The following is an 11,123-nucleotide window of genomic DNA, read 5'->3' as shown; positions in this document are numbered from 1 at the left end:
CACCCTGTAGCGGCAGCGCTAACTCAATCCGAGAACCGGAGAAATTCGGGCGGCCCCTCCTAAGTAGGGGTGCAAGCCCGCGTGGTGCTGCCGATAGGATAGTGTTCCGCAGGCATGTTCTAGCTGGCGAATACGCTCTTCTATCTGGATAGCTGGTCAATTATTGCTCTGTTCACCACGCTGGCCGTTCACTTGCCGAACAGGAACTTTGCCGTACGAGGGGTAGGCGAGGACCCTCGCAATATCTGGACTCGGGAGTTTTCGAACGGGATGGTAACGTTTGAGGCAGGTCCCTTTAACGAATAGGCGATTCGCCTCCGCGATCCGGAATTTACTTCACAAGCAACTCGCCAACACCATGAAATCCTATCTTGGATCTGCCATCCGCCTGCTTTCCGTAATGATGGCTTTGGTCCTGTCTGCCTGTTTACCTACAGAGTCCGCCCCGAATACGGTGTCGTTCAAAATCGCCGAGATCTCCAGCAGAACGGTTGGGGACCTTCAGGAAAAAACCTGGATGGCTACCCATGAGTCGTGGGGTTCCACTGCCAAGTTCCTGATCTCCATACAGATGACACAACCCAATCGCGACACGAATATGCCGTTTTCCTTCTCGAAAGGCAGCATCGCTGGCGTGGAAGGCTCTGACTCCCGCGTATTGGTCCAGCGGCTCTCTGCGGCACTAATGGCCAGGGAGCCGAAGCCCATGACTGATAAAGTCAAGTTGCTTCCTTTCGGCGTGGCAATTCTGGGGACCGGGTTAAGCAGGACGGATGGCAACGTGCAGGTGACCATCGGCGCATCGCCGGGCAAGCCTGCGGGTAACCAGATAGCCGGCACGTTTTCGAGTACGCCTGCTGGAAATTGGATCGCGACGAAGATGTTTCTACGGGGCGGCGAGGGTGAAGTCTTCCTGAACCTGGACCCGGTGGGTGGCGTAGGAGAGTTCTCCATCAAGGATCCGGACTACGGCGATATCGTGATCGAAGAACTCTCTCGCGTGCTATGACGGCCCGTGCTTGCGTAGGACGGTCCATCGCATACGCCCCATAGGGTCGCATTCTTCCGGAGATGACGGCAGTGCCGCGGACTAGCACTGAAGAGCAACACATGCCAGTGAGTTCAAGACTGCCCGTCGGCTCAACGGTGATTGGGCCAACAACCATGCCGCCAAATGCTTGCGCATCGGTGACTAGGTCTCTGGGCCCAAGAAGCCATCTTCAATTGATGGCTGCCTTGGCCGAGGAACGGCCATTCAGCAAGCCGCGACAAACTGCCGTTCGCGACCCAAAGCGGAAGTTCGGTATCTTCAGGATCAGACGTTCAATGAACTCGCCTGCCGGCGCAATGACTTACGTATGTCCGGTCAGTGATGGGCTGGGCCGCTGGCCGGCATGGTTATGGGCGCTCTGAGCGCGGTACTGTGGTTCGGATAGGCATTCCGACTCAAGACCGCGCAGGCAAAAGCCCGAGTTCCATCAATTTGATATCGGATTCACCCACGACCTTCACGTGCTGGACGTTCTTCTCGTCCATGATGTCGGCACAGGAAACGATGATGGTTCCTTGGGATCGCGTGGGTCGTAGCTCAGCAAGGTCCGGGAAGTCGGCCGTTGGCAATGGATGAGGGCAGTAGCCGATCCAACCGACTGTCTGCCGGTCCTGAAAGGTCCGCTGCTTGCGCAAGTATTCACTGGGGGCGGCCACGCCCCAGTAAATCTCCGGCCAGAGATCGGTAGCCGTGGCCATCAATTCGACAATGCCCTGTCGAGGATCTTGTAAACAACGAATCAATGTCCCTGCTTCGGAAAATTCGATGCCCGCTGGCAGCGAACCACCACTTCTTGCGTGGTAGGTGATCGAAAGTCCGCCTTTGAGCGGATCGGACACACCATTCCAAAGAACAAAACTCATGTCATTGACATCGGAATCCGAGTCTTTCCAGGACGCTATCTCACGCAGGAGGCTGCTCCGGTCCAGAAGAACATTGTGCGTCAGACCTTCATCTTTCCCATCTGCACATAAAAACCAGTTCTTGAGAATGGGGTCGATCTGGCCTATTGCTTTGAGAAAGGCAAGACTTCTGTCGATTTGTACTTGTTCAGGAACGCGAGAAATCTTTTGTTTATCAAAGCTCAATTTGAAATTAAAACGTTTGAATGTGTCCATGAGCACTCCACTCGGCCTCAGGCCAATAAGTCTGGGTTCTGCTTGTAGTCTGCGCTGTGCGAAGGTGTCAAGGCCCGCGCCGAGGATGACATACTGACTAACCCCGGGGGCGGCCTGCTCCGCGACCAGATCCTCAATGAAGTGAGCATGAGCCACGATTGAAGCGCGAAAGGGACGCGTGAACTGCGGGTCCATATCCCCGCGGCTGCGCCAGCCCTCGTCCGGGGCCAGCAGCTTAAGGCCGATTTGGTCTTCCAGCACATGCGGCAGGGGGGCGGCCTCGACATGCAGTGCGCGCCACAAGGCGACGCGCGCGGCTGTGTGCCCTTTAGCGATTGACTGAGAACGCTTCGGTAGTCGACGCGGTCGTGGGGAAGGCTCGGATAGTTCGCGGCAGAACGACGCTGCCAACCTCATCCGTGCGTTGACGACTAGATAAGCCGTGAGTGCCCGGCCCATGCAATGTGGGTCGTGGCAGCGCCAACTCAATCCGCCCCGCCAAGCAAAAAACGAACGGCATCGCGCCACCAGCCTCCGTTCACCCGCTCAAACCAATCGTTGTGCTCGGCACCAGGCACCACACGCAACTGCCGGGGCGCTGTCAGCCCGTCATGCAACGCCACGCCAAAGCGCGCCGGGACGATGCTGTCGCGCTGCGCAACCACCACCACAACCGGCCGGTCGAACCGCGCCAGGTTGGCCGCGCTGTCATAGCGATCTCGCAGCAGCCACGACACCGGCAGCCAGGGATAGTGGTAGCCGGCAACATGCCGCAGCGTGTCCCACGGCGTGATCAGCATCAGGCCAGCCGTCTTGTCCCGCTGGCGCGCTGCGGCCGCGGCAGCAACGCCGGCCCCCAGCGATTCGCCGATCACCAGCAGCGGGGCGCCGTATTGCCGATAGGCCTGCGCGATGATCTGCTCGGCATCGGCCACAAGGCTGACTTCGCTCAACAGCCCCGGCCGCGGCCCGTAGCCCGGGTACTCGGCAAGGATCACGCGCACGCCCTGCGGTGCCAGCGCTGCGGCGTATGCCCTACGGTGACCGGCATGTCCGGCATTGCCATGGAACACAATCGCGGTGGCACGCACTGGCCCGCTGGGCTCGGCCACCAAGCCCTTGAAATCTTGCGAAGACGGCCACGCCCTTAGCCCGCCAGCAACCAGCTCCGGCAACGCCGCCTTGGCAGGAAAATACAGAAACTGGTCTTGCAGCGCCGCAAGGGCAGGGGACGGCAGAAGACAGCCGAGCCATAGCGCAAGCCCGACGGTTTTCATCGCCATGCCCATCGGGGCATCGCGGTATCCTGGCATCCCCTCAGTCCACGCTGCTGCCATGCGCCTTATGGTGCGACGCCATCAGCTGCTGCTGGGCAGGCGGCACGGCTTCGTAGTGACTGAGCTGGATCGTGTAGTTGCCGTGGCCGCCTGTGATGCTGTTCAGGCGCGATTGGTAGTCGTTCAACTCCGACAGCGGCACTTGTCCCGCAACGAGCACGCTATTGCCTGCCGCGGTGCGCGTGCCACGCACCTGGCCCCGCTTGGCGGAGAGGTCACTGATGATGTCGCCCATCGCCGCCTCGGGCATCGTCACCTCGATATCCACGATCGGCTCCAGCACGCTCGGCCGCGCCTTGAGCACGGCCTCGATAAAGGCCTTGCGGCCTGCAGCCGCGAACGCCACCTCCTTCGAATCCACCGAATGGCTCTTGCCATCGAACACGGTGACGCGCACGTCCTGCATCGGAAAGCCCGCCAGCGGCCCGCACTCAAGCACCTGGCGGATGCCCTTTTCCACAGCGGGAATGAACTGGCCCGGAATCGCCCCCCCCTTGACCGCATCGACAAACTCGAAGCCCGTGCCGCGCGGCAGCGGCTCCACGCGCAGCTGCACCTCGCCGAACTGGCCGGCACCGCCCGTCTGCTTCTTGTGGCGATGATGCCCCTCGGCCTTGCCGCCGATGGTTTCGCGATAAGCGATCTTCGGCGGGCGCGTCACCACCTCCAGCTTGTACTGGCCGGTCAGGCGCTCCAGCGCGCAACGCAGCTGGAGCTCACCCAGGCCAAGGATCACCGTTTCATTGGTGCCCGCCGGATGCTCGATGCGCAGGCAAGGGTCTTCCGCGCCAAGCTTCTGCAGGACCTCCGACAAGCGCTGCTCGTTGCCGCGGCGCGACGGCTCGATCGCCAGGCCGTAGATCGGGGTAGGAAAGTCCAGCGGGGCCAGGTGGATGTTGCCGTCCTCGCTGGCATCATGCAGCACAGCATCAAAGGCAATCTCGTCGATCTTGGCCACGGCGCAGATATCGCCCGGCCCAGCCTGCGACACTTCAACGCGCTCCTTGCCCTGCAGCATCAGCAGATGCGCCACCTTGAACGGCTGGCGCGCATCGCCGATAAACAGCAGGCTGTCGCGCGTGACCGTGCCCTGGTGGATGCGGAACACAGCCATTTTGCCCAGATACGGGTCCATGGTGATCTTGAAGACATGCGCCAGCACATGCTTGTCCGGCACCGGCTCGGCGCGAATCGCTACCTGGCGCTCGCCCGCATCACGGTTAAACAACGGCGGATTGCCCTCCGCCGGGTTGGGCAGCAAGCGCACAAGCACATCGAGCAGCTCCGCGACACCAGCCCCGCTGGCCGCCGAGGTAAAGCAGATCGGCACCAGGTGGCCCTCGCGCAGCGCCCGCTCGAACGGCGCATGCAACTGCTCCGGCGCAATTTGCTCGCCCTGCTCCAGATACAGCTCCATCAGCTGCGGATCGATCTCCACCACCTGATCGACCAGCGCCTCGTGCGCCGACGCCACCGACAGAAAATCCGCCTCGCCAGCCGGGTTAAAGAAGCAATCCACCACCTCGCCGCCTCGCCCCGCCGGCAGGTTGATCGGCAAGCACTCCTTGCCGAACGCCTCCTGGATATCGGCCAGCAGCTTGGGCAGATCCACCTTCTCCTTGTCGATGCCGTTGACCACGATCATCCGGCACAGCTTGCGCGCCTGCGCCCACGCCATCATGCGCCGGGTCGTCATCTCGATGCCGGTCTGCGCGTTGATGACGATGGCGGCCGTCTCCACCGCCGCCAGGGCGCTCATCGACAGCCCGGAGAAATCGGGATAGCCGGGTGTGTCCAGCAGGTAGATGCGGGTGTCGCGATAGTGGAGGTGGGCCACCGCGGTGGTGAGCGAGTGGTGGTACTTGCGCTCCAGCGGATCAAAGTCGCAGACCGTGGTGCCGCGCTCCACGCTGCCGGGCATGTGCAGCGCACCTCCCTTGTGCAGCAGCGCCTCGACCAGGGAGGTCTTGCCGCACCCCGCGTGCCCCAGCAGGGCGACGGTACGAATTGCATCGGGACTATAAAGCATGGTCGCCCTCGTCCGGCAATGGCAGTGAGATCATTATTGGCGATATGGGGTGGGAACGCCATGTGGGGTGAATCCTGATCTGGGGCGGGGTGGCGACGAGGTACGTGGTGGGGATGCGGGGAAGGGGACTGTGAGCAGGCGCTTATTTTGTAGTGCGCTGCACAATGACTGTTTCGCTCCTGCAATTCACTTGGCGATGCTGTCGTCACGGGGTGGCTGCCGTTTCCGCTGCCAGCAGGTTTGCGTCGCGGGTGAGCCGCCAACGGCCGTCGGGGTCTTTGCGCAGGATGGTGAGGGTGTAGCCGGAGCGGTGCATCGGAGGGTTGCCGTCAGGCGGCGTGACGGTCATGCGGATATGGTTGCGGAGGTAGGCCCAGTTGCCTAGGACTTGGACTTCCTGGATGTCGTAGGTGCCGTCGAACTGGAGGTTCTTCATGCCTTCGGAGGCTGCGGCGAACTCTTTCTTGCCGAAGGGCGGCTGGCGGGGGGCCATGAAGATGACGTCGTCGGTCATTAGGTCCAGGACGGCGGGGAGGTCGCCGGATTTGGTGGCGGTGAACCATGTGTTGACTACGTCGCGGATGGCGCTTTCATCTTGGGTCATGTTGGGTTGATCCGGTAGGGGTTGGGCCTAAGGATGGCACGTAGGGGACGGCGGCGGCAATGAGACCAGCTCGTTCGGAGCGTTGTGGAGTGAAGACGTCAGCTGCCGCTATCGGCCATAACGCGTCGCTCGGTATTCCCTTGCCTAAGACGTTTGGACGACTGGCGTACCCACAAAGCCGCCTTCAACGGCGGCTACGCACTTCGCCTCGTGCGTCAGGTTATCGCAGCATGCTACGGGCCGCATCGCTTGGCATCCTGTGTTTCCCAACGCACGCACAAGCCGGCCGCCCCTTGTTATTCTGTATGAAGCTGTGATGAGAAGAAAATCCGAAATTTGAGGGCCACTTTCTTCCCCCATCTCGTTTGGCTGCACTGTGCGGCACGTGGAAACGCGTTCTATGAGACAACTAGCCAAAATCCTTCTGCTCCTTGCACTATTTCCTATGACGGCTCTCGCTGCGGGTAGCTCGGAAATCTCTGCAGAGAATCTGATTGCTCGCATCGCCAAAGAGGGGGGCCACAAGGTGCTCTGGGATCTGTGGGAACACGAGAAGGACTTTGGCCACGTGCTATCTGGTATTGAGTCCGGCGACACATCGTGGCTAAAGGTTGCAAGCGCTCTTCGACCATTTTCAGATGCCGGCGTATCCCTAGCCCTCGACTATGCCGTGGCGTTTGCCCTCCCAAAAGCACCAAATCGGGTCTTAGCTTTGGTCGGTCATGGATTTGATTTGGCGAACATCTGCACCTCGCCTTTTCTCGAGCCAGAACCTGGGGTCGCTAAAGCATATGAGCGGAAATCACTAGCAGCGCTGTCCAAGGTCAAGTCACCCGCACTCGCCCCAATTGCGACCGCTTGCTCCAAGCGGGTTCGTCTGCCGGTCGGATGAACCTGCCCGCTGGATAGCGCTATCCGCCTGGAGCAATCATTCTCCGGCCAACTCGGCCGGGCAAGCGGCGGTTGTACATCGGAGGCGGTCGTTACGGCGTCTCGAGCTCAAAAGGCGGCTCAGGGTCGCGAACCCCGCCGGATCGGACGCCTGCAACCGGCTAAGAAGATCTATGACGTAGTGATCTTGGAAGCAAGGGAGGGCATATGAGCAAGGAGAGTGCAGCGACAGCCGCTCTAATAAAGGGGAGCAAGCTTGTTGAAGACGCCTTCGGCTATTGGCCAAGCTTCCATGACGCTGAAATAATAGGTCTCTCAATAAATTTCTCGAAATCCTGTAATACTTATGGTTCCGACGTTATCCTTTTAATCCATCATTGGGGGCAGGATAACCCTACCTTCACAGGAAATGAGCCCGATTGCATTATTGAAATCCGGTGCAGAGGACCATTATATGCAAATATTGAGATTCAGGATTCTGGGGCAGGCGGATGGATATCTGAGATCCGTGTAACCGAGGACTCTAACGGGCGCCTGCTCTTCGACATAACTCCACTATCCGGACTCGATGTTAGGATTAATTGCGCGTCTGTAGAAGTTATCGGCATCACCCCGATTACAGAGCAGCGATCAAGTTAGAGGAGAGATTTGTAGATATCGGGCTGGAACGGCCACAACCCTTAGCGGCCGGTAGCGACTCCCCCGAACGGTCATTTGCGAGACTAAATGCTGCAGGCGGCACGATGGCCGACAAGCCGTCGCAACGACTACTCACCGTACGAAAATAGTTAGATCGGAGGAAGTTGCGATAACGAGCGATCTTCCGGACGCCGAGAATCCGCATGCACGAACTTCCGACTCGAGAGCAATCTTGTGAAAGCTGTCCGGCTTGCCGTACAAAGAGCCAAATAACCATGAGTCCGGCTCAAACAGGAGAATACTCGTTGCGGGCCAGTTTAACGTGACGATCTCAAGAGACCAACGGTCCTCGGTTGCCAGCGGTAGACCTCCGCCATATAGGCCTGCCATTCGGATGACCTTGCCGTCAAGCGGTCCAATTCCTTGTGCCTCGAGGTGAAGGTAGTCTCCAATCTGGTTTGCATCGTCACGGGCAACACGCTTTCCCACGCGGCAATCGAATACGCCTCGCCCCTGGCTCGACACAACGAGAAGATGTTCGGACTCTCTATCGAAGCCTACTGATTCAAGCCCCCCCACTGCAAATACACTTGCTTTTCGCCACGGCAGAGGAGGCTCCTTGATTTCGGCTTGGCAAATCTTGTCTTTCAGAGGGCGTAATTGGTCCATGACATACTGCTGGTCAGCGCCCATCGGCTGCGGGACGCTAGTTTTTCTGAAGCTTCAGAGCTAGCTTTGATCCGGTCAGAGAATACTCTAACGGCGGCTATTGGCCGAACTGAGCCACTGATCCGCACATCGGCGCAAGCCTAGCTCATCAATCAGAGTACCGCCGCAACATAGGCAATCAGGCCCGCTGCGGGGACAAAGAGCAGTTGCGCCAACAGAGTACCTGCCAGCCGACTTCCGACCAGACAAACCACGGCCTTCCTGAATTGCGACTGGGTAACCTTTCCCTCGACGACATCATCGGTCATCGCAGACATATATGGGTCGATGAACAGCGCCATCGCGATGGTCGCACCTCCATTGATGATCGACGACAACGTACTTGAGGTGACCCTCACGTTCGGATCGAGATAACCTGCGTATAACGACGCAAAAACCCCGACAGTCCACAGTGCGACAGCGATGATATTGAGGCAGATCACCGACGGTGCTATACCGTGCCCCCGGTGCGCAGCGACGATGTTCGCCTTCGCTGGCACCGTGGCCGCGTCTTTGATATAGCTGATGCCTCCCTTGAAGAATCCATGCAGGATTAGCTTTGGGATTGAGCGATGAACCTGAAAGTGGAGAACAGCCCTACTAAAGACACGCTGAAAGGTCGGGATGAGGAAGGCACCGAAGAGCGTCGCCAGTGCGGCGGCCATCAGTAACCATCTAAAATCCATCACCAAATTCCCGGCACTCTCCCCCATAAGGTTTGTCTCCACACGCTTGGCCAAAAATGGGCCGAGGAAGGAGTTGGAAGTACGGGAAATGAGCATCATCACGCTGAACAGCGCAAAGGAGACGGCGATGCGTCCTGTGCGAACACCTGCAATTCGGATGGAATAGGCCAACGTCCCGATCAGGTGGATCACAAAAGTGAGAAAGCAGATGAAGAAGAGCCGGAGATCCATCGGTATGGCCTTCCTTTTCTTGTCTGCGGGGGCAGGTTCGTTGCGAATCTAGGACTGCTGCGGCACTTTACCAGATGCCCTCCTACGGATTCAGTCCCTAAACAGACCTGCGCTTCCGATCTAACGGCCGTTCCTGGCCGGCAAGCGCCCTCCGTCGGTCGCTCCCCGGTCGGCTCTTCTGCCGACCCGAAGCGGTCGCACGGCTATTCCACAAACGGTCACTCAAAGTCCAATGCGATCTCTGCGGTGGCCTTGTACCAGCTCACGAAGTTTTCGAATTCGCCAGAGCATTCCCACCCTGGCGTTGCGAAGTCGTGAACGATCTGCACTCGTTCGCCCTTACCCGCCTCCCAACAGGCTATGTCATCGCTACCCATATCTCGGAAGAAGGGAACCAACTGCCTATCGGGGTATCGTTTGGCCAGTCCTTCTAGCCGAACGCGGAGCCATTTTCCCTCAAGTAGCTGCCACGGATCCAGATTGAGAATATTCAGTTCAACTGCCCGGACAAAGTGGCGCGGATACGCAAACCATGATGGTTGCTCAGTTTCATTAAGTAAATTGGGCTTCACGTATCCACTCACGATAGTTATTGAGAACTGCGTCGGTCGCTGTGGTGATTATTACCGATACAAGACGCGAGGGCGACCGCCCGCTTCTGGCCGATTCCGGAAGTACGCTAGTCGCAGTTCCCGCCGCGGTGGCGAACCTCCATGGCCAGACCAGACCGGCGCACCAAGCGCAGGCCACCTGATGTAGGGGGCTGCGTCGCAGTGCCGGGTCACCCCGCTGTACCGCGTCGAATTCGATTCAATTCGCTCAAATAAGACCCGGGTGCCTGCTTCAATTCTCCGCTTGCGTCGATGACCCCGATATGAGGGCCATCGATCGCGACTTGAAGATCACTCGGCACTGCGAAGAACTTGATCAAATCCGGTCTGTCGACGCCTAGCTGATATAGGGATGTCTTGAGAAACCGTGCTGGATCTTGTGCCCCCTCCGGATCATCCAGGTCTGACAGCCACCAGCCAGAATCCGTATCCTGGACGAGGCCGCGTGACAGAAGAACTCGGCGTGCGGTCTTGAAGTTGGCATGCACGACGACACTTTGAAGGAGTGAAGGGAAATCGGGGGCGACCAACGGCACAAGACTTTCGACCACGTCCTTTTGGGTGCGCAGATGCAACAGCGTTTCAGTCACCGAATCGACAAACTGTACGGGAACGACTTTCATGTCGGGCTCTTTGAGTCGCAGCTTCCCATCGCCAGCTTTCTCTATCCTGGTGATCATCCAGCCGATCTGCAGGGTCTCACCGTCTTGAAATATGCTGCCTCCTGAGACGTTGTTTTCCAGAAAACGTAGCAGCCAGTCGACGTCCTGCGAAACTGTGCGGCTGGAGAAGCGAATTTCGAATTCGGGATGACCAAAACGGTGGCATTGGGTAGTGGAGCGCACCACAGATTCAAGTTCAGTATTCGTTTGGAAGGAAAATGGTGATGGCCCTAGTTGGTCCCCTTTCCCTTCATAACTGTCAATAGCATTCGGCTTCTTGCCGAACCCAAAAATTCCCATATCTGCCCCCTATATCTACAGTTGATCAGTCGGAACTGTTCCTGGCCGCGAGGCGACGACTCCACCCCGTACCAGTGCGGCCGCTCCACTGATGTCAGTGTGTGCGCGATACGAGATATGCCAGCGCTATCGCCTGATCGGAAGTTGCCGGAAACTCATTTCTTGTTCCAGCCATGCGTCAAAGGCGTGTTCAAGATGGATGAAGTCTTTGTGGTACATCCGAACCCCTCGTTCGAAATAAAAGGTAGCGTAACCA

The 11,123-nt window shown here is 58.6% G+C and carries 11 protein-coding genes; 3 read left to right on the top strand and 8 right to left on the bottom strand.

Annotation, left to right across the window (positions count from 1 at the left end):
- Window positions 1–358: 358 nt before the first annotated feature.
- A complete protein-coding gene (locus tag AB4061_RS31440; RefSeq protein WP_441640122.1) occupies window positions 359–1,009 on the top strand; it encodes a hypothetical protein in 651 nt (216 codons plus the stop codon).
- A 437-nt stretch (window positions 1,010–1,446) separates the two neighbouring features.
- On the opposite strand, the gene AB4061_RS31435 is transcribed toward AB4061_RS31440, so the two are convergent.
- The 4 genes from AB4061_RS31435 to AB4061_RS31420 all read right to left on the bottom strand — a co-directional run bounded on the left by AB4061_RS31435 (window position 1,447) and on the right by AB4061_RS31420 (window position 6,139).
- A complete protein-coding gene (locus tag AB4061_RS31435; RefSeq protein ID WP_441640148.1) occupies window positions 1,447–2,505 on the bottom strand; it encodes a class I SAM-dependent methyltransferase in 1,059 nt (352 codons plus the stop codon).
- A gap of 149 nt (window positions 2,506–2,654) precedes the next feature.
- Complete coding sequence (locus AB4061_RS31430) at window positions 2,655–3,446, bottom strand: alpha/beta hydrolase (RefSeq protein WP_441640147.1); 792 nt, start codon at window positions 3,444–3,446, stop codon at window positions 2,655–2,657.
- 40 nt (window positions 3,447–3,486) lie between these two features.
- A complete protein-coding gene (gene fusA, locus AB4061_RS31425; protein WP_441640121.1) occupies window positions 3,487–5,535 on the bottom strand; it encodes an elongation factor G in 2,049 nt (682 codons plus the stop codon).
- Window positions 5,536–5,740: 205 nt separating this feature from the next.
- The gene (locus AB4061_RS31420; protein ID WP_441640120.1) at window positions 5,741–6,139 is read right to left on the bottom strand and encodes an SgcJ/EcaC family oxidoreductase; all 399 of its coding nucleotides are present in this window, start codon (window positions 6,137–6,139) and stop codon (window positions 5,741–5,743) included.
- 400 nt (window positions 6,140–6,539) lie between these two features.
- Between AB4061_RS31420 and AB4061_RS31415 the strand changes: the two genes are divergently transcribed.
- Together AB4061_RS31415 and AB4061_RS31410 are read left to right on the top strand one after the other, a co-directional pair.
- Complete coding sequence (locus tag AB4061_RS31415) at window positions 6,540–7,031, top strand: hypothetical protein (protein WP_441640119.1); 492 nt, start codon at window positions 6,540–6,542, stop codon at window positions 7,029–7,031.
- Between the two features lie 206 nt (window positions 7,032–7,237).
- A complete protein-coding gene (locus tag AB4061_RS31410; RefSeq protein ID WP_441640118.1) occupies window positions 7,238–7,669 on the top strand; it encodes a hypothetical protein in 432 nt (143 codons plus the stop codon).
- A gap of 132 nt (window positions 7,670–7,801) precedes the next feature.
- Here the strand turns inward: AB4061_RS31410 and AB4061_RS31405 are convergent, their stop codons facing one another.
- The 4 genes from AB4061_RS31405 to AB4061_RS31390 all read right to left on the bottom strand — a co-directional run bounded on the left by AB4061_RS31405 (window position 7,802) and on the right by AB4061_RS31390 (window position 10,867).
- Entirely contained in the window at window positions 7,802–8,338 is a 537-nt protein-coding gene (locus tag AB4061_RS31405) for a hypothetical protein (RefSeq protein WP_441640117.1), read from the bottom strand.
- A gap of 152 nt (window positions 8,339–8,490) precedes the next feature.
- Window positions 8,491–9,294, bottom strand: coding sequence for a lipid II flippase Amj family protein (locus tag AB4061_RS31400; protein ID WP_441640116.1), 804 nt, complete (start codon window positions 9,292–9,294; stop codon window positions 8,491–8,493).
- A gap of 218 nt (window positions 9,295–9,512) precedes the next feature.
- Window positions 9,513–9,866: a hypothetical protein gene (locus AB4061_RS31395; RefSeq protein ID WP_441640115.1), complete on the bottom strand. Its 354-nt coding sequence runs from the start codon at window positions 9,864–9,866 to the stop codon at window positions 9,513–9,515.
- A gap of 209 nt (window positions 9,867–10,075) precedes the next feature.
- The gene (locus AB4061_RS31390; RefSeq protein ID WP_441640114.1) at window positions 10,076–10,867 is read right to left on the bottom strand and encodes an immunity protein Imm33 domain-containing protein; all 792 of its coding nucleotides are present in this window, start codon (window positions 10,865–10,867) and stop codon (window positions 10,076–10,078) included.
- Between the last annotated feature and the right edge of the window lie 256 nt (window positions 10,868–11,123).

This window comes from Cupriavidus sp. YAF13 (assembly GCF_052113425.1).
In the GTDB taxonomy this organism is placed as follows: Bacteria; Pseudomonadota; Gammaproteobacteria; order Burkholderiales; family Burkholderiaceae; genus Cupriavidus.
This window is presented reverse-complemented; position numbering and strand designations above follow the sequence as displayed.